This is a genomic window from Verrucosispora sp. NA02020 (assembly GCF_013364215.1).
In the GTDB taxonomy this organism is placed as follows: Bacteria; Actinomycetota; Actinomycetes; order Mycobacteriales; family Micromonosporaceae; genus Micromonospora.
The window spans coordinates 583,584-602,337 of sequence record NZ_CP054923.1; the positions used below are offsets into that span (position 1 = coordinate 583,584).

13 protein-coding genes are annotated in these 18,754 nt (G+C 72.3%); 10 read left to right on the forward strand and 3 right to left on the reverse strand.

Annotation, left to right across the window (positions count from 1 at the left end):
* Window positions 1–98: 98 nt before the first annotated feature.
* The gene (locus HUT12_RS02745; protein ID WP_254876700.1) at window positions 99–2,645 is read right to left on the reverse strand and encodes a DEAD/DEAH box helicase; all 2,547 of its coding nucleotides are present in this window, start codon (window positions 2,643–2,645) and stop codon (window positions 99–101) included.
* A 138-nt stretch (window positions 2,646–2,783) separates the two neighbouring features.
* On the opposite strand from HUT12_RS02745, the gene HUT12_RS02750 reads away from it, so the two are divergent.
* From HUT12_RS02750 to topA, 6 genes are all read left to right on the forward strand, one after another.
* A complete protein-coding gene (locus tag HUT12_RS02750) occupies window positions 2,784–3,125 on the forward strand; it encodes an STAS domain-containing protein (protein ID WP_131054046.1) in 342 nt (113 codons plus the stop codon).
* Window positions 3,122–3,559 (forward strand): ATP-binding protein, encoded by a 438-nt coding sequence (locus tag HUT12_RS02755; protein WP_131054045.1) that lies wholly within the window; start codon window positions 3,122–3,124, stop codon window positions 3,557–3,559. The genes HUT12_RS02750 and HUT12_RS02755 overlap by 4 nt, the downstream gene beginning before the upstream one ends.
* 383 nt (window positions 3,560–3,942) lie before the next feature.
* Window positions 3,943–6,324, forward strand: a complete 2,382-nt coding sequence (locus tag HUT12_RS02760) for a sodium-translocating pyrophosphatase (RefSeq protein WP_131054044.1) — start codon at window positions 3,943–3,945, stop codon at window positions 6,322–6,324.
* 115 nt (window positions 6,325–6,439) lie between these two features.
* The gene (locus HUT12_RS02765; RefSeq protein WP_131054043.1) at window positions 6,440–6,982 is read left to right on the forward strand and encodes a hypothetical protein; all 543 of its coding nucleotides are present in this window, start codon (window positions 6,440–6,442) and stop codon (window positions 6,980–6,982) included.
* Window positions 6,973–7,686 (forward strand): hypothetical protein, encoded by a 714-nt coding sequence (locus HUT12_RS02770; RefSeq protein WP_176092374.1) that lies wholly within the window; start codon window positions 6,973–6,975, stop codon window positions 7,684–7,686. The genes HUT12_RS02765 and HUT12_RS02770 overlap by 10 nt, the downstream gene beginning before the upstream one ends.
* A gap of 302 nt (window positions 7,687–7,988) precedes the next feature.
* Window positions 7,989–10,844 (forward strand): type I DNA topoisomerase, encoded by a 2,856-nt coding sequence (topA, locus tag HUT12_RS02775; protein WP_176095626.1) that lies wholly within the window; start codon window positions 7,989–7,991, stop codon window positions 10,842–10,844.
* Window positions 10,845–10,959: 115 nt separating this feature from the next.
* On the opposite strand, the gene HUT12_RS02780 is transcribed toward topA, so the two are convergent.
* Entirely contained in the window at window positions 10,960–12,306 is a 1,347-nt protein-coding gene (locus HUT12_RS02780) for a D-arabinono-1,4-lactone oxidase (RefSeq protein ID WP_176092375.1), read from the reverse strand.
* A gap of 223 nt (window positions 12,307–12,529) precedes the next feature.
* Between HUT12_RS02780 and HUT12_RS02785 the strand changes: the two genes are divergently transcribed.
* A complete protein-coding gene (locus HUT12_RS02785) occupies window positions 12,530–13,177 on the forward strand; it encodes a TetR family transcriptional regulator (protein WP_176095627.1) in 648 nt (215 codons plus the stop codon).
* Window positions 13,178–13,298: 121 nt separating this feature from the next.
* On the opposite strand, the gene HUT12_RS02790 is transcribed toward HUT12_RS02785, so the two are convergent.
* Window positions 13,299–14,507 carry an amino acid deaminase/aldolase gene (locus HUT12_RS02790; RefSeq protein ID WP_176092376.1) on the reverse strand — a complete coding sequence of 403 codons (1,209 nt, stop codon included), beginning with the start codon at window positions 14,505–14,507 and terminating at the stop codon, window positions 13,299–13,301.
* Between the two features lie 402 nt (window positions 14,508–14,909).
* Here HUT12_RS02790 and tmk point away from each other — a divergent pair, with 402 nt between their 5' ends.
* The 3 genes from tmk (at window position 14,910) to HUT12_RS02805 (ending at window position 18,754) form a co-directional block, all read left to right on the forward strand.
* The gene (gene tmk / locus HUT12_RS02795) at window positions 14,910–17,006 is read left to right on the forward strand and encodes a dTMP kinase (RefSeq protein WP_176095628.1); all 2,097 of its coding nucleotides are present in this window, start codon (window positions 14,910–14,912) and stop codon (window positions 17,004–17,006) included.
* Window positions 17,006–18,265 carry a DNA polymerase III subunit delta' gene (locus tag HUT12_RS02800; RefSeq protein ID WP_176092377.1) on the forward strand — a complete coding sequence of 420 codons (1,260 nt, stop codon included), beginning with the start codon at window positions 17,006–17,008 and terminating at the stop codon, window positions 18,263–18,265. Before tmk ends, HUT12_RS02800 begins: the two co-directional genes overlap by 1 nt.
* A gap of 159 nt (window positions 18,266–18,424) precedes the next feature.
* Window positions 18,425–18,754, forward strand: a complete 330-nt coding sequence (locus tag HUT12_RS02805; protein ID WP_131057902.1) for a YbaB/EbfC family nucleoid-associated protein — start codon at window positions 18,425–18,427, stop codon at window positions 18,752–18,754.

Genomic DNA, 18,754 nt, shown 5'->3' on the forward strand with positions numbered 1-18,754 from the left:
TCCATGTGCGGCGGCGACGACGGACGATGATCACGGCGCTCGATGGAAGCGCTCCCAGCCATCAATGCCCGAAGCGGCCGGATCTCATGCCTGCCCGGTCATTCCGGCAGGTTCGCCAGCACCACGTTCAGCACCGTGACCGCGTCCGGCTTGGAGAGCGGGTTGTTGCCGTTGCCGCATTTCGGCGACTGCACGCAGGAGGGGCAGCCGTGTTCGCAGCCGCATTCGGCGATCGCGTCCCGGGTGGCGCGCAGCCAGGACGACGCCATGCCGTACGCCCGCTCGGCGAAGCCCGCGCCGCCGGGGTGGCCGTCGTAGACGAAGACCGTCGGGGCCTCGGTGTCCGGGTGCACCGCCGTGGACAACCCGCCGATGTCCCACCGGTCGCAGGTGGCCACCAGCGGCAGCAGCCCGATCGCGGCGTGTTCGGCGGCGTGCAGCCCGCCCGGCACGTCGGCCGGGTCCACCCCGGCTGCCGCCAGCGACTCGGGGGAGAGGGTGAACCAGACCGCGACGGTACGCAGTTCCCGCGCCGGCAGGTCCAGCGGACGGGTGTCGATGACCTCGCCGGTGGCGATCCGCCGCCGCTGATACGACACCACCTGGCTGGTGACGTCCACCTCGCCGAGGAACAGCCCGACCGGTCCGGCGTCGACGTACGAACGCACCGACACCACCGACAGTGAGGTGACGTCCCGCGCGTGGGTGGACCAGTCCGGCTCCTCGGGGTGCACCAGCGCGCACCCGTCGTCCAGATCGAGCGAGTCGACCACGTACGACACGCCCTGGTGCAGGTAGACCGCCCCGGAGTGCAGCAGGAAGTGCGCCGACCCGCCGTCGACGGTGCCGAGCAGCCGGCCGGTCGCCGCCTCCACCACGCAGACCGGTGCGCCGCCGTCGCCGCGCAGGTCCACCTGGGGGCGCTCGCGGTGCCGCCAGTACCAGCCGGTCGGCCGCTGCCGCAGCGCGCCCGCCTCGACCAGCGCCGCGACCGTCTCCTTCGCGCCGTCACCGAAGAGTGCGAGGTCGGCGTCGGTCAGCGGGGCCTCGGCCGCGGCGCAGGCCAACTGCGGCCCGAGCACGTACGTGTTCGCCGGGTCGAGCACGGTGGCCTCCACCGGTGCCCCGAACACCGCTTCCGGATGGTGCACCAGGTAGGTGTCGAGCGGGTCGTCCCGGGCGATCAGCACGGCGAGCGCCTCCTGGCCGGATCGCCCAGCCCGTCCGGCCTGCTGCCACAACGACGCCCGGGTGCCGGGATATCCGCAGATCAGCACCGCGTCCAGGCCGATCAGGTCGACGCCCAGCTCCAGGGCGTTGGTCGAGGCGAGCCCGAGCAGGTCGCCGTGCAGCAGCGCGCGTTCCAGTTCCCGGCGTTCCTCGCGCAGGTAGCCGCCCCGGTACGCGGCGACCCGGTCGCCCAGCCCGGGGACCGCCTCGTCGAGGCTGCGCCGGGTGCTGGTGGCGACCACCTCGGCCCCTCGGCGGGACCGGACGAAGGCCAGGGTGCGTACGCCGGAGGCGACGGTGTCGGCGAGCAGGTCGGCGGTCTCCCGTAACGCCGACCGCCGGACCTGGGTCAGATCGGCCGCCTCGTGGACCGGCCCGCCGGAGGGCGACCCGGCGGGCGTCGGGTCGCCCGAGGCGGACCGGGCAGGAGTCGAACCGTGCGCGCCAGAGCCGGCGAGGGACCGGCCCGCGCGGGACCGACCGGCGGGAGGCGGGCCGCCGGCAGCGGAGTCGGCGGGTGCCGCACGTGAGGCGGGTGCCGGGCGGGGGGCGGGGATCGCGGCCGGGTCGGGCGGGAGCAGGGGCGGCTCCCAGAGCGCGAAGGTGACCCCGGCTCTTGGCGAGGTGTCCTCGGTGACCGCCGTCACCGGCAGGCCGGTCAGTCGCCCGGCTGCGGCGGCGGGGTCGCCGGAGGTGGCCGAGGCGAGCACGAACGTCGGGCCGGGGTCACCCGTGGCGGGGCGGTAGCGGGCGCACTGCCGCCGCAGCCGCCGCAGTACGTGGGCCACGTGCGAGCCGAACACGCCCCGGTAGACGTGGCACTCGTCGACCACCACGTACGCCAGTCGGCGCAGGAAACCCGACCACTGGGCGTGGCCGGGCAGGATGCCGTGGTGCAGCATGTCCGGGTTGGTCAGCACGAACCGGGAGTGCCGGCGGATCCACTCCCGTTCGGCGCGCGGGGTGTCACCGTCGTAGCAGGACGGGCGTACGCCCTCGATCTCCAGCGTGGCGACGGCGCGTAACTGGTCGGCGGCGAGCGCCTTGGTGGGGGCCAGGTAGAGCACCGTGGCGCGCGGGTCGGCGAGCAGGGTGGCCAGCGCGGGCAGTTGGTACGCCAACGACTTGCCGGACGCGGTGCCGGTGGCCACCACGACGTGCCGCCGGTCGTACGCGATCTCGGCCGCCTCGACCTGGTGTCGCCAGGGCGTCGTCACCCCCCGCCGGGCGTACGCGGCTCGCAGCTCCTCCGGTGCCCAGTGCGGCCACGGCACCGCGATCCCGGAGCGGGGTGGCACCCGCTCGATGTGGGTGATCGGGTCGGTGGTGTGTCGCTGGCGCAGCCGGCGCAGCAGCTCGCCCGGCGGCGGTCGTTCCGGGCCGCCGCCGGCGGACACGGGAACTGCCGGGGTCACGTTCTGCACTCTCGCACTGGTGTTCGGAAATGGGAAATCGTCGCGTCTGCAGGTCGGGACCGGCCCCGTGAGTCGTCAGGCGCCTTCGGGGGTAATGGTTAGATGCCAGAGAGCTTACGGCTGTGCGAGGGAGGACCGATGGAGCTGTCGCTGGCGACCCGCACCGTGGGGGAGCACACGGTGCTCGAGGTCGGCGGTGAGGTGGATGTCTACACCGCCCCCCGGCTGCGTGAGCGGCTTCTGGAGTTGATCGACTCCGGGGCCCGGCACGTGGTGGTCGACCTCGGCCGGGTGGACTTCCTCGACTCCACCGGCCTGGGTGTGCTGGTCGGCGCGCTCAAGCGTCTGCGGACCGCCGACGGCACCTTCTCGCTGGTCTGCGACAAGGAGCCGCTGCTCAAGATCTTCCGGATCACCGCGCTGGACCAGGTATTCCCGCTGCATCCCACGGTCGAAGCGGCGACCGGCACCGGCGCGTGATGGCGACGGTCCGGCTCTCCTTCTCTCCGGCGCCGGTGCACGTGCGCACCGCCCGCCTGGTCGGCGTGGCGGTGGCGCGGCGGGCCGGAGTCCGCGAGGACCTGCTCGACGAGGTGCGGCTGGCCATCGGTGAGGCGTGCACCCGTGCGGTCGCCCTGCACCGTCAGTACGGCGTGCCCGATCCGGTGCTGGTCGAGATGTCCGACTCCGGGTCGTACGCGGTGCGGGTGGTGGACCGCGCGCCGATCGAGGCGAGCATCGGTCTCGCCGCGCTCGACGCCGACCAGTTGGCCAACGAGTCCCTCGACGAGGACGACCTCACCACCGGTGTCGGGTTCGCCCTGCTCGCGGGCTTCGTCGAGGATCTTCAGGTGCGGCCGGTCGACGACGGTGTCGGGACCGAGGTGCGGATGGTCTGGCCGGTCGGTCGCTGACCCGTCGGCGCCGCCGGTGTCCGCGCATCACGTCAGCGCCGCGTCATGCGGCATTCGTGGCGCCGAGTCTCGATTCATCGGGGCCGTATTCCCTGTGCTGGGAATGCGGCCCCGTTGGCATGGACCCGTTCCTATATCAGATTTCTTTTCATAACACAGCGACGAAGATCATCGGCCGATGGTGCCACCTCGGTGTGACCTCGAACACTGCGGAGGGCTACAGTACCCGGGTTGTCAGCAAGTGATCCACCGGGCAGCCAGCGCAGATGGGCGTCCGTCGCCGGTTCTCGCCGGGTGGGTGGCGCGCACTTGCGAATTCGCATACAGGCACCGGCCGGTGCGTCTCCATCGGCCGGTGCGTTGTTCGGCACAGGAGGACACAGATGTCCGACACCTTGGCCGCCGAGGGCGGCGGGATCTCCCTAACCGGAGCCAATGTCACGTACGTCGTCATCGCCGCGGTGATCGCGTTGGTCGCGCTCGCCTTCGCCGCCGCGCTGACGAAGACCGTGTTGGCCGCCGGCAAGGGCACCACCAACATGCAGGAGATCTCGGGGGCCGTGCAGGAGGGCGCCTCGGCCTACCTGATCCGGCAGTTCCGGACTCTGGCGATCTTCGTGGTGATCGCCGTGGTCCTGCTGTTCCTGCTGCCGGTGCACAACACCGAGGGCAGCGAGACCGCGGTGAAGATCGGGCGCTCGCTCTTCTTCGTGGTCGGCGCGCTGTTCAGCGCCTTCATCGGTGGCGCCGGCATGTGGCTGGCCACCCGGGCCAACCTGCGCGTGGCCGCCGCCGCCCGGGAACGCGAAGGCGGCCGGGAAGCGGCCATGAAGATCGCCTTCCGGACCGGTGGCGTGGTCGGCTTCCTCACCGTCGGCCTCGGCCTCTTCGGTGCCGCGCTGGTCGTGCTGGTCTTCCGGGGTGACGCGCCGACCGTGCTGGAGGGCTTCGGCTTCGGTGCCGCCCTGCTGGCCATGTTCATGCGGGTCGGCGGCGGCATCTTCACCAAGGCGGCCGACGTCGGCGCCGACCTGGTCGGCAAGGTCGAGCAGGGCATCCCCGAGGACGACCCGCGCAACGCCGCCACCATCGCCGACAACGTGGGCGACAACGTCGGCGACTGCGCCGGCATGGCCGCCGACCTGTTCGAGTCGTACGCGGTCACCCTGGTCGCCGCGCTGATCCTGGGCCGCGCCGCGTTCGGCAGCGACGGCCTGGTGCTCCCGCTGATCATCTCCACGATCGGCGTGCTCGTCGCCATCATCGGTGTCTTCATCACCCGGCTGCGCGCCTCGGACCGCAACGGTCTGACCGCGATCAACCGGGCCTTCTACCTCTCCGCGGTGATCTCGGCGGTGCTGGTCGCGATCGCCACGGTCTTCTACCTCCAGCCCACCTGGGCCGCGCAGCTCGGCGACAACTGGCGGGAGAGCCTCGGGGTGGACGGCGGCGACCCGCCGTTCGGCCCGCGCGGCGTGGTGATCGGCGCGGTCGTCATCGGCATCGTGCTCGCCGCCGCGATCCAGGCGCTGACCGGCTACTTCACCGAGACCGACCGGCGTCCGGTGCAGGACATCGGCAAGAGCTCGCAGACCGGTGCGGCCACCGTCATCCTCGCCGGCATCAGCGTCGGCCTGGAGTCGGCGGTCTACTCGGCGCTGCTCATCGCGGGCGGTGTCTTCGGCGCGTTCCTGCTGGGCGGCGGCTCGATCACCCTGTCGCTGTTCGCCGTGGCGCTGGCCGGCACCGGTCTGCTGACCACCGTCGGCGTGATCGTCGCGATGGACACCTTCGGCCCGATCTCCGACAACGCCCAGGGCGTGGCCGAGATGTCCGGTGACATCGACGAGCACGGCGCCCGGACGCTCACCGAGCTGGATGCCGTCGGCAACACCACCAAGGCGATCACCAAGGGCATCGCGATCGCCACCGCCGTGCTGGCCGCCACCGCGCTGTTCGGCTCCTACACCGACACGCTGCGCATCGCGTACGCCGACGCCGGGGTGACCGACGTCGGTGCCGAGATCCTCAACGCGCTGAACGTGGCCAACCCGCAGAACCTGGTCGGTCTGATCATCGGTGCGGCCGTGGTGTTCCTCTTCTCCGGCCTGGCCATCAACGCGGTCTCCCGCTCGGCCGGCGCCGTGGTGATGGAGGTCCGCCGACAGTTCCGCGAGCTGCCCGGGATCATGGACGGCACCCAGCGCCCGGAGTACGGCAAGGTGGTCGACATCTGCACCCGGGACGCCCAGCGTGAGCTGCTGACGCCCGGTCTGCTGGCGATCCTGGCGCCGATCGCGGTCGGTTTCGGCCTCGGGCCCGGCGCGCTGGCGTCGTACCTGGCCGGTGCGATCGGGGCGGGCACGCTGATGGCGGTCTTCCTGGCCAACTCCGGCGGTGCCTGGGACAACAGCAAGAAGATGGTCGAGGACGGCGCGTACGGCGGCAAGGGCTCCGACGCGCACGCGGCGACCGTCATCGGCGACACCGTCGGTGACCCGTTCAAGGACACCGCCGGCCCGGCCATCAACCCGCTGCTCAAGGTGATGAACCTGGTCTCGCTGCTGATCGCGCCGGCCGTGGTGGCCTGGAGCATCGGCGAGGACCGCAACGTCGGCCTGCGGGTCGGTGTCGCGCTGGTGGCGACCCTGATCATCGTCGCGGCGGTGGTGTTCAGCAAGCGCAAGAGCGTGGCGATGGACGAGGGCAACGACAGCGGTGGCACCGGCACCGCTGACCCGCGTCCGGAGGCGATCAAGGCCTGACGCCCGTCGGCACCGCGGTCCCCGGTCGGTTCGTCGCCGACCGGGGACCGCTCGCCTGTACGGCCCGTACACCTGACCGGTGCCGACGGCGAGGAGAAGCCGTACCCTGCAACGCATGCGTACCTGCCGGGCGGCGACCGCCGGAAAGCTCACGGTGGTCCTGGCTACGCTGGTTCTGCTGGCCGCCTGCGGCTCCAGCGGTCCGAGCCCTCGGGCGTGGGCGGCGTCGGTGTGCACCGCGCTGAGCCCGTGGCGCGCCGAGATCAGCAAGTTGACCAGCAGCACCAACGAGCAGATGACCGCACAGACCACCCCCGCGCAGGCCAAGGAGAACCTGGTCCGCCTCTTCGCCGGTGCCGAGGAGGCCAGCGAGACCGCGCGGCTCAAGGTGGAGCAGGCCGGCGTACCCAAGGTGGAGCAGGGCGAGGAGGTCTCCGCCGGCTTCCGGGCCGCGCTCGCCTCGATGCGGGACGCCTACGGCCGGGCCCGCACCACCATCGACGGGCTCGGCATCGGCGAGGCCGGCACCTTCTACGACGGCGTCCGGTCGACGGTGGAGACCCTTCAGCAGGAGTACGACGCCAGTGCGCTGGACACCAGCCGGCTCAACTCGGAGGAGTTGAAGCGCGCCTTCGACGAGGTACCTGAATGCCGTTGAGCGGTTCCGGAGAGACACCGGCGGCACTCCCGCTGCCGGTGACCTTCCCGGTGCCCGACCCGGCGACACGCCGACGCGGCGAGCCGGCCGAACGCCCCACAGTGCCCGAGCGGGGTGCCACCGGCGAACGGCAACTGGTCTTCTTCGGCGCGGAGACCGGGGAACCCTCCGTGGCCGACCTGGCCGGGCTGCTCGCCGGGCCGGGCGAGGTGCACCGGATGGGCGGGACCGCCCGCCTGACGGTGGAGGTGGACGCCGCCTGGCGGGTGCACGTGCTCGTCACCGAGTTGGGTCGTCGGGGCGTACGGGCGACCTGGGAACCGACCGAGGACCGGCGGTACGCGGTACGGACGGCGTACACCCGGACGATCGTGCCGCTGGCGGCGGCCTGGCTGCGCGGCCCGACCCAGTCGCCGCCCTCGGGTTTCCAGCTCGACGGCCGTCGGCTGCGGCTCTGGCTGGCCGCCGCCGGAGTGGCCGAAACGCCCGACTTCGTCCTTCGTCTCGGCGGCACCGATCCCCGCCGGTGGGCGATGGTCGGCGCGGCGCTGCACGCGGCCGGGCTCACCGGCGACCTGCTCGCGCCGGATGCGGGCGGGCCGGCGTACCGGATCGCCGGTCGACGCCGGTCGTCACGCCTCGCGGAGCTGGTGGGTGAGCGTCCGGACGCGGCTCCGCCCGGCACCTGGCCGACCCGCGACTGATCCGCCGCCGGCTGTCCGATCGAAGACAGCCGGGCGTCGGGAAACACAGGGAGAATCGGCCGGGTCGCACCTCCACCGAGGGGCCGCCCTGATCACAGTGACCCGTTCCATGCCCTACTCAGGGTGTACGGTGACGCCGTCCGGCGCGACCACAGATCGTCCCGGGCGAATTGCCGCCCGCGAAACCCGAAACACGGACGGCGCGTTACGTTGGACATCCGGACCGCTGGGTATCGGTGGGGCGAGTGCGCCCGGAACCGGGCGATGGCGCGGCCATGAGCAGGAAAGAGGTCGAAGCAGACGTGCCGAGCAACGCTGGAACCACCCGTCTGGTCATCGTCGAGTCTCCGGCGAAGGCCAAGACGATCTCGGGCTACCTCGGCCCGGGGTACGTCGTGGAGGCCAGCTTCGGGCATGTCCGCGACCTGCCGCGTAACGCTGCCGACGTGCCCGCCCGGTACAAGGGCGAGTCCTGGGCCCGGCTCGGCGTCGACGTCGACAACGGCTTCCACGCCCTCTACGTCGTCTCCGCCGACCGCAAGCAGCAGATCAGCAAGCTGACCAAGCTCGCCAAGGAGGTCGACGAGATCTTCCTGGCGACGGATGAGGACCGCGAGGGCGAGGCGATCGCCTGGCACCTGGTCGAGACGCTCAAGCCGAAGGTGCCGGTCCGGCGGATGGTCTTCCACGAGATCACCAAGCCGGCGATCCAGGCGGCGGTGGCCAACCCCCGGGAGATCGACCGCGACCTGGTCGACGCCCAGGAGGCCCGGCGCATCCTCGACCGCCTCTACGGCTACGAGGTCTCCCCGGTGCTGTGGAAGAAGGTCATGCCGAGGCTCTCGGCGGGCCGGGTGCAGTCCGTGGCTACCCGGATCGTGGTCGAGCGGGAGCGGCAGCGGATGGCCTTCCGCACCGCCGAGTACTGGGACATCCTGGCCACGCTCGCCGTGACGAACGCCGGTGAGGGCCCGCGCACCTTCAACGCCACCCTGGTCGCGCTGAACGGCGACCGGATCGCCACCGGCAAGGACTTCGAGCCCACCACCGGCCGGGTCAAGCCCGGCGCCGGCGTGGTGCACCTCGACGAGAGCGGAGCGCGGGGGCTCGCCGCCCGCCTCGACGGGCGGCCGTTCACCGTCACCCGCGTCGAGGAGAAGCCGTACCGCCGTCGCCCGTACGCGCCCTTCATCACCTCCACGCTCCAGCAGGAGGCGGCCCGCAAGCTGCGGTTCTCGTCGCAGCAGACGATGCGTACCGCGCAGCGGCTCTACGAGAACGGCTACATCACCTACATGCGTACCGACTCGGTGAGCCTGTCGGAGACCGCCATCGCGGCGGCCCGCCGACAGATCGTCGAGTTGTACGGCGAGCGCAGCGTGCCGCCGGAGCCGCGCCGCTACACCGGCAAGGTGAAGAACGCGCAGGAGGCGCACGAGGCGATCCGCCCGGCCGGGGACAACTTCCGTACCCCGGGCGAGGTGGCCAAGGAGTTGTCGGCCGAGGAGTTCAAGCTCTACGAGCTGATCTGGCGGCGCACCATCGCCTCGCAGATGACCGACGCGGTCGGCTCCAGCGTCTCGGTCCGGATCCGGGCCACCACCGTCGGCGGCGAGGAGGCCGACTTCGGCGCCACCGGCAAGACCATCACCGACCCGGGCTTCCTGCGCGCGTACGTCGAGTCCAGCGACGACGAGAACGCCGAGGCCGAGGACGCCGAGCGCCGGCTGCCCAACCTGGTCAAGGACCAGCCGCTGACCGCCGACCAGTTGGCGGCGCAGGGCCACCACACCCAGCCGCCCGCCCGCTACACCGAGGCGTCGCTGGTCAAGGCGCTGGAGGAGTTGGGCATCGGTCGCCCCTCCACGTACGCGTCGATCATGCAGACCATCCAGGACCGTGGGTACGTGGTCAAGCGCGGCCAGGCGATGATCCCCTCGTTCCTCGCGTTCGCCGTGATCGGGCTGATGGAGCGGCACTACCCGCGCCTGATCGACTACGACTTCACGGCCAGCATGGAGAACGAGCTGGACGAGATCGCCGGTGGTGACCACGCGGCCGTCGACTTCCTCACCGCGTTCTACTTCGGCACCACCAACGGTGCCGGTGACCAGGACATCGCCCGTTCCGGTGGGCTCAAGAAGCTGGTCACCGAGAACCTCAGCGACATCGACGCGCGCAGCGTCAACTCGATCCCGCTCTTCAGCGACGAGGAGGGACGCGAGGTCGTGGTGCGGGTCGGCCGGTACGGGCCGTACCTCCAGCGTCGGGTGCCCGGCGAGGAGCAGGCACCGGCCGCCGAGGGCGAGGAGGGCGCGGCCCCGGGCGACCGGGCGCCGATCCCCGAGGGCCTCGCGCCGGACGAACTGACCCCGGAGAAGGTCCACGAGCTGTTCCTCGGCGGCGGGGGCGAGCGCAAGCTCGGCGACGACCCGGCGACCGGCGAGCCGATCGTGCTCAAGTCCGGCCGGTTCGGCCCGTACGTGGCCAGTGGCGAACGCAAGTCCTCGCTGCTGCGCTCGCAGTCCCCGGACTCGCTCACCTTCGACGAGGCGCTCAAGCTGCTCAGCCTGCCCCGGGTGATCGGGGTGGCCCCGGACGGCGCGGAGGTGGTGGCCAACAACGGCCGCTACGGCCCGTACGTCAAGCAGGGCGACGAGTTCCGTTCGCTGGACTCGGAAGACAAGATGTTCACCGTCACGCTGGACGAGGCGCTGGCCCTGCTGGCCGCACCGAAGAACCGGCAACGACGGGCCGCCGCGCCGCCGCTGCGGGAGATGGGTGCCGACCCGTTGACCGAGAAGCCACTGGTCATCAAGGACGGTCGGTTCGGCCCGTACGTCACCGACGGGGAGACGAACGCGTCACTGCGGCGTGGCCAGACCCCGGAGGCGCTGACCCTGGAGGAAGCCTCCGAGATGCTCGCCGAGAAGCGGGCGAAGGGTCCGGCGCCGAAGAAGAAGGCCGCTGCCAAGAAGGCACCCGCCAAGAAGGCCCCCGCCAAGGCCGGTGCCGCCAAGACCGCCGCCTCGAAGTCCACCGCCACCAAGGCCACCGCCTCGAAGTCGGCGTCGAAGGCGGCAGCCTCGAAGGCCGCACCGAGGAAGGCGGCGCCGAAGAAGGCCACCGCCGCCAAGAAGGCCCCCGCCGCCGACTGACCCCGTCCACCGACGGACTCGCCCCACACCGCCGGGGCCCCACCGGAGTTGACCAAGGGGTTTGCACCCTCGGACCTGCCCCCTCCGTGACCAAACTCCTTGATCGACACGGGGTTCAGGGGGTGGCGGTGGGTGTGGGGGTGGGGTGGGGGCCCAGGAGGGTGTCTAGGTAGGGGGTGGTGAAGGTGCGGTGCGGGTCCAAACGGGCACGCATCTGCTGGAACTCCTGCCAGCGCGGGTAGGCGTCGGCCAGCGCCGCGGCGTCGCGCCAGTGCAGTTTGCCCCAGTGCGGGCGTCCGGTCAGGCCGGTCGCCACCTGTTCGAAGGCCCGGAAGTACGGCTCGTACGGCATCCCGACGTACTGGTGCACCGCGATGTACGCCGACTCGCGACCGTACGAGTGCGACAGCCAGATGTCGTCGGCGGCGGTGAAGCGGACCTCGACCGGGAACAGCACCTTGAACGGCAACCCGTCGATGATCCGGCGCAGCGCGTCGAGTGCCTCGCCGACGGCGTCGCGCGGCAGTGCGTACTCCATCTCGGTGAAGCGGACCCGGCGCGGGGTGCAGAAGACCGTGTCGGAGCGTCCGGTGTAGGCGCGTTCGCTGAGCACCCGCGCGCTGACGGCGCTGATCGGTGGGGCCAGGGCCGGTGCGGCGCGACCGAGCCGGCAGGCGGCGGCGAAGACGTTGTTGGCCATGAAGTCGTCGTCCAGCCACCGGCGCCAGCCGGGTAGCGGTCGGTCGTCGGCGGCCGTCCGGTCGTTGGTCTTGAGCTGCACCCTGGTGGTGTACGGGAACCAGAAGAACTCGACGTGGTCGTGCCGGTCGATCAGGTCGGGCAGCCCGGCGAGTACGGCGTCGAGGTGGGCGGGGCGTTCGTGGGCCCGCAGCACGAAGGCGTCCACGCAGCGCAGGGTGACCTCGACCAGGACGCCGAGGGCGCCGAGCGAGATCCGGGCCGCGTCGAACACGTCGGGGTGCTGGTCGGCGGAGCAGTGCAGGACCTCGCCGGTTCCGGTGACCAGGGTCAGCGCCTCGACGAAGGTGGCCAGTCCGCCGTGTCCGGCGCCGGTGCCATGGGTGCCGGTGGAGATCGCGCCGGCCACGGTCTGCGCGTCGACGTCGCCGAGGTTCGGCAGCGCCAGGCGGTGCGTGGCGAGGAGCGAGTTCAGTTCCCGCAGCGTCATCCCGGCCGGTACGGTGACGAGACGTCGATCGGTGTCCACGCGTACGTCGACGGCGAGTCGGCTCAGGTCCATCCGCCGGTCGTGGGCGACCGCGACGGCGGTGAAGGAGTGTCCACTGCCGACCGGCCGGATCCGTTCACCGGCGGCGGTGGCGGAGCGTACGTGCTCGGCGACCTCTCCGACGGACGTCGGGCGCAGGACGCCGGTCGCCACGCTGTGCTGGTTGCCGCCCCAGTTGGACCAGGCGGTGGGGGTGCGTCCGGTGCCGGTCATGGCGCGCTCCTCAAGACGAATATGAACCGAGTTCATATCAGGAACGTTCTTCCTGGTAAATACCGCAATCGAGGTCCGCTCGTTGTACCGGTAGTCACGAACTCGTGACGTGCAGATATGTTCATCCGTCGAAGGGGGGTGGCGAGTGTCAACTTCAGCCGCCACGACCGGCCCACTGCGTCGCGTACCAGTGCAGGGTCGTAGTGTCGCGCGCGTCCAGCGGATGCTGGACGCCTGCGCTGAACTCGTCGACGAGGTGGGGTACGAAGGACTGACCACCACCCTGCTCGCCGAGCGGGCCGAGGTGGCGATCGGATCGGTCTACCAGTTCTTTCCGGACAAGCGGGCGATCGTGCAGGCGCTCACGCTGCGCACGATGGAGTCCTACCTCCAGCGGCTCGACGAACGCTTCGCCTCGGACGACCTGACTCACTGGTGGGACGGGGTCGACGCGGGCATCGACGAGTACATCACGATGCACCGCACCGTTCCCGGCTTCCGTACCCTGCACTTCGGCGACGTGGTCGACCTGCATCTGCTCGATGAGCAGCGCGACAACAACGGGGTGATCGCCGACCAGTTGGCCCGGGTGCTCACCGAACGGTTCGGGCTCGCCGACGTTCCCGACCTGCGTTTCCACCTGGAGATCGCAGTAGAGGCGGCGGACTCCCTGATCAAGCTCGCGTTCCGGCGCACGTCGGACGGCGACGACCGGGTGCTGGCCGAGGCGAAGGCGCTGATCCGGGAGTACCTGCACCGCCAGATGGAGGCGCGGGGCGACACCGGCCGCCGGCCGGTCGGGCAGCCCGCGAAGCCGGGCGACGACCAGATCGCCGAGGCCGCCGAGCCGCCGGCCACGCAGCGCGCCTGACCTCACCCGACCCGGCGACGCAGCCCGCGGGGAACCCGCCCGGCCCGCCGGACCGGTAGCACCGAGTGCACCACGCCACGACCACGGCGGAGAACCACGCCGTGGTGTCGGTGCGGAGTGCTCAGAGGAAGGCGTGTCCCTCGCCCCGATAGGTCGGTACGGTGCCCACCACGTGGTCGCCGTCGACCAGGTGCAGCTCGTTCACCCGTTCGCACAGCTCGCCGGACTTGGCGTGGCGGAACCAGACCCGGTCTCCGACACGCAGGGTGGCGGCCGGTGCGCCGGTCAGCGGGGTCTGCACCTCGCCGGCACCCTCGGCGCCGAGCAGCTTCAGGCCGGTCGGCAGCCACGGGCGGGGCAGCCGGCTGTCAGCGGCGGAACCGGAGGCGATCCAGCCGCCGCCGAGCACGGTGGCCAGGTCGGGTGCCGGCCGGCGGACCACCGCGCAGGCGAAGAACGCCGCCGGGGTGGGCCGCCAGGTGCGGTACGCGTCGAAGAGCGTCGGTCCGTACAGCCCCGATCCCGCGGTGACCTCGGTGACCGCGGGATCGGCGCTGGTGGCGGCCACGCTGCCGGTCCCGCCGCCGTTGACGAACTCCAGGTCGGCGTGTTCGCGTACCGCAGCCACCGCCGCACCTCGGCGGGCCAGCAACTCGCGGTACGACCCGCGCTGGGCCACCCGGATCGCGGCGCCGAGCACCGCCTGCCCCGGCGGGGCGTCGCCCAGGCCGGCGATCTGCGCCTCGTACGACATCAGGCCGACCAGCCGGTAGCCGGCCCGCCGGGCGACGGTGGCGGCGAGTCGACCGGCAGCCCGGGCGGTGTGCACCGGTGAGCGGCGGACCCCGACGTGCACCCGGCCGCCCAGCAGTCGCCACGAGGCGTCCAGGTCGAGGCAGACACGCAGCTCCGGGCGGTGGCCCGGGGCGGTCACCGTGTCGTAGAAGTCGAGCTGACCGGGGTCGTCGACCATCAGCGTGATCGCCGCCGCCAGCGCCGGATCGGCGGCCAGCTCGGTCAGCGCCCCCCGGTCGGCGGTGGGGTACGCCACCAGCACGTCGGCGGTGACCCCGGTCCGGACCAGCCAGATCGCCTCGGGCAGCGTGAACGCCATCACCGACCGCCAGCCCGGGCGGGCCAGCGCGCGGGCGATCAGGTCCCGGCAGCGCAGCGACTTGCTGGCGATCCGCAGCGGCTTGCCGATGGCCCGCGAGGTCAACGCGGCGGCATTGTCGTCGAAGGCCGTGAGGTCGACCACCGCGTACGGAGGGTCGAGGTGCGCGGTCGCCCGGTCCAGCCGGTGGCGCAGGTTATCGCTGTCGGTGGCCACGTGTGCACGCTAACTGTGAAACGGTGAATGCGAAATACCCTCGCATCTGGCGGCCGGGGTCGGGTTGGCAACCGCGTCCTAGGCTCGGCGAGCAGGTGATGCGCGACGGGGGGAGGTCCCCGTCGGGACTAGAGTGTTCCACCGGGGGTGCCCAGCGATGGGCCGGCACGTGGAGGTACGGCCATCGAAAGCCAGTTCAACGGCGAGTCGTCCGGCGTGTCGCCGTCCGCGGACCAGCCCGCCGGGACAGCCGGCCGGGACACGACCGGCTTACCCGGCGGCGGTGCCGCCGGCCAGCCCGCCGATCCCAAGAGCCCACCGGGCGCGCCCACCGACCCGAAGAGCCCACCGAGCGGGCCCGCCGCCCAGGCCGACCTGTCCGGCTACGGCGCGATCCGCTCGGTGCTGCGTATCCGCCCGTTCCGCCGGCTCTGGATCGTGCTCGGCGCCGCCTCCTTCGGTGACTGGCTCGGCCTGCTCGCCACCAGTGTCTTCGCCGCCGCTCAGGTGGAGGGGAACACCGCCAAGGGCGCTGCGTTCGGTGGCGTGATCGCCATCCGGCTGCTGCCCGCACTGGTCCTCGGCCCGTTCGCCGGGGTGCTCGCCGACCGGTTCGACCGCCGCTGGACCATGGTCATCTGCGACGTGCTGCGATTCCTGCTGTTCGCCTCCATCCCGCTGTACGCGCTCACCGGCGCCAGCGGCGCCCGGGTGGTGAGCTGGGCGGCGATCGCCACGTTCCTGATCGAGACGGTCACCCTGCTCTGGATCCCGGCCAAGGAGGCCGCGGTCCCCAACCTCATCCCGCGTGCCCGGCTGGAGACCGCCAACCAGCTCACGCTCATCACCACGTACGGCCTGACCCCGATCGCCGCCGCGATCCTGCTCGCCTCGGGCGACGGCATTGTCCGGGGTGTGACCGGCGGCGAGATGCCCGCCTGGGCCGAGCCGGCCCAGCTCGCGCTCTGGTTCAACGCGTTCTCCCGCCTCGCCACCGCCCTGGTGGTGGCGTTCGGCATCAAGGAGATCAGCCAGGCGCAGACCGCCGAGGGGGAGCGCACCGAGCAGAGCATGCTGCGCCAGTTCGCCGAGGGATGGCGGTTCATCGCCCAGACCCCGCTGGTCCGCGGCCTGGTCCTGGGCATCCTGGGTGCCTTTGCCGGCGGCGGCATCGTGATCGGCACCGCCCGCTTCTTCGCCGCCTCGCTCGGCGCCGGTGACGCCGCGTTCTATCTGCTCTTCGGCGCGATCTTCCTGGGCCTGGGGATCGGCATCGGGCTCGGCCCGATGATCGTCCGGGACATGTCCCGGCGCCGCTGGTTCGGCATGAGCATCGTGCTGGCCAGCGCCTCGGTGATGACGCTGGCCTTCGCCTTCCACCTGTCCATGGCCCTGCTCGGCGCGATCCTGGTCGGCGCCGGGGCCGGGATGGCCTTCCTCTCCGGCACCACGCTGCTCGGCGGCGAGGTCGCCGACGAGGTACGCGGTCGGGTCTTCGCCGTGGTGCAGATCGGTACCCGGCTGGTGCTGATCCTGGCCATCGCGCTGGGCAGCCTGCTCGCCGGCGTCGGCGGCTCCCGGACGTTCGAGATCGCCGACCTGGGCATCTCGGTCTCCTCGACGCGGCTGCTGCTGCTCGTCGCCGGTGCCGCCGGGATCTTCGCCGGGATCAGCGCGTTCGGGCAGATGGACGACAAGAAGGGCGTACCGGTCCTGGCCGACCTGTGGGGGTCGATCCGGGGTCGCCCGCTGATGCCGGCCGAGCCGTTCGTCTCGGCCGGGCTCTTCGTGGTCTTCGAGGGTGGCGAGGGCGCGGGCAAGTCGACCCAGCTCGCCCAGCTCGCCGAGCGGTTGCGCGGCGACGGGCGGGACGTGGTGGTGACCCGGGAACCGGGTGCGACCGCCGTCGGCACCCGGATCCGGTCGATGGTGCTGGACACCACCGGGGACGAGGCGCCCTCGCCGCGCGCCGAGGCCCTGCTCTACGCCGCCGACCGGGCTCACCACGTGGCCACCGTGGTCCGTCCCGCCCTGGTCCGGGGCGCGGTGGTGATCAGTGACCGGTACGTCGACTCCTCCCTGGCGTACCAGGGTGCCGGTCGTACGCTGCCGGTCGACGAGGTCTCCTGGCTCTCCTCCTGGGCCACCGGTGGGCTCAAGCCCGACCTGGTGGTGCTGCTCGACGTCGACCCCCGGACCGGACTGTCCCGGGTGGCCGCACGGAGCCAGGCCGCCGACCGGCTGGAGGCCGAGTCGGTGGGCTTCCACGAGCGGGTCCGGTACGCCTTCCTCGACCTGGCCGCCGCCGACCCCAAGCGGTACCTCGTCCTCGACGGCTCCCGCCCGGCGGAGGAGATCGCCGAGCAGGTGGCCGGCCGGGTGGAGGAGCTGCTCGGTGCCGCCGGCGGCATCTCGCACCCGGACCCGGCGAACGGCCCGGACACCTCGGTCCAGCCCGAGTTATCCCCATCGGAGCTGGTGACGACGGAGCGAAGTTGATGCCGGACGCCTTCGCCGACCTGGTCGGGCAGGACGACGCGGTGGAGACGCTGCGCCGTGCGGCGTCGGCCGCCGCCGCGGTGCTGCGCACCGTCGACGGCCCGGACACCGGGCCGACGGCGTCCCCGGACGGTCCGGACGAGGGCGACGGTACGTCCCCGGGGGGCGACCCGGGCGCGGGGATGACCCATGCCTGGATCTTCACCGGGCCGCCGGGGTCGGGTCGGTCGGTGGCGGCACGTGCCTTCGCCGCCGCGTTGCAGTGCGTCCACGGCACCGGCTGCGGCACCTGCCCGGGATGCCACACCACGCTCGCCGGCACCCACGCCGACGTGCGGCTGGTGGTGCCCGAGGGACTCTCCATCGGCGTCAACGACATGCGGGCGCTGGTGCTCCGCGCGGCCAGCACCCCGTCCGGCGGGCGCTGGCAGGTGGTGATCATCGAGGACGCCGACCGGTTGACCGAGGCGGCCGGCAACGCGCTGCTCAAGGCCGTGGAGGAACCGCCGCCGAGGACCGTCTTCCTGCTCTGCGCGCCGTCCACCCACCCGGACGACATCTCGGTGACCATCCGGTCGCGCTGCCGGGTCGTACCACTGCGGCAGCCCTCGGCCGAGGCGGTCGCCGAGGTGCTGGTCCGTCGCGACGGCATCGCGCCCGACGTGGCCCGGTGGGCGGCGGCGGCCACCCAGGGACACGTGGGGCGGGCCCGGCGGCTGGCCGGCGATCCACAGGCCCGGTCGCGGCGGGACGCGGTGCTCGCGGTGCCGCGTCGGCTGACCGGGGTGGGTGCCGCGTTCGACGCGGCGTCCGCGCTGATCGAGGCGGCCGAGGCGGAGGCCGAGGCGTCCGTGGCCGAGCTGGACGCGGCGGAGCGTGCCGCGCTGGAGACCGCGCTCGGGGCGGGCGGCACCGGCCGGGGCGCGGCGGGGGCCGCCCGGGGCTCCGCCGGCCAACTGAAGGAGCTGGAGCGCCGCCAGAAGTCCCGGGCGACCCGGGCTCAGCGGGACGCGCTGGACCGGGCCCTGGTCGACCTGGCCGCCTTCTATCGGGACGCACTCGCCGTGGCATGGTCGGCGCCGGTGGCGCCGGTGCACACCGACACCGTCGACCTGGCCGACGCCGGTGCCCGCAAGTGGCAGGCGGAGGGGGCGTTGCGGCGGCTGGAGGCGGTGCTCACCTGCCGGTCCGCGATCGAGGCCAACGTCAAGCCCCGGATCGCGGTCGAGTCGATGATGCTCGCCCTCTGGAAGGGCTGACCCCGGCCCGCGTCCCGCCGGATGCCGCGTCCTGACGGAGCGGTCGGCTCCGGGATCCGCGCAGGCATCGACACGCCCGATTCTGGTGCGGTACGGTCCGGTGTGCCGTGGTGACGGCGGCGGTACGCACAGTGAGGGCGACTGGGGAGGAGTCCGCTGATGCCTCGGGGCGAGATCGACGAGGCGTGGATCGAGGAGGCGGTCCGACGCTACCGTCGGATCGAGTCCCTCCAGGCCGAGTTCGACCAGGCCGTGGCGACGGTCGAGGTCACCGTCCGGTCGCCGGACGGCCTCGTCGAGGTGGTGGTGACCGCCGGTGGCCGGATCACCGACGTGCGTTTCCTCGGCCCGCTGCACGCCCGCCAGCCGCGTGACGTCGCGGGTTCGGTGCGGGCCGCGGTGGTCGCCGCGGCGGACGCCGCCCAGTGGGCCCGGGAGAAGCTGCACAACGAGACGTTCACCGCCTACCGGCCACTGACGGGGGCGTGA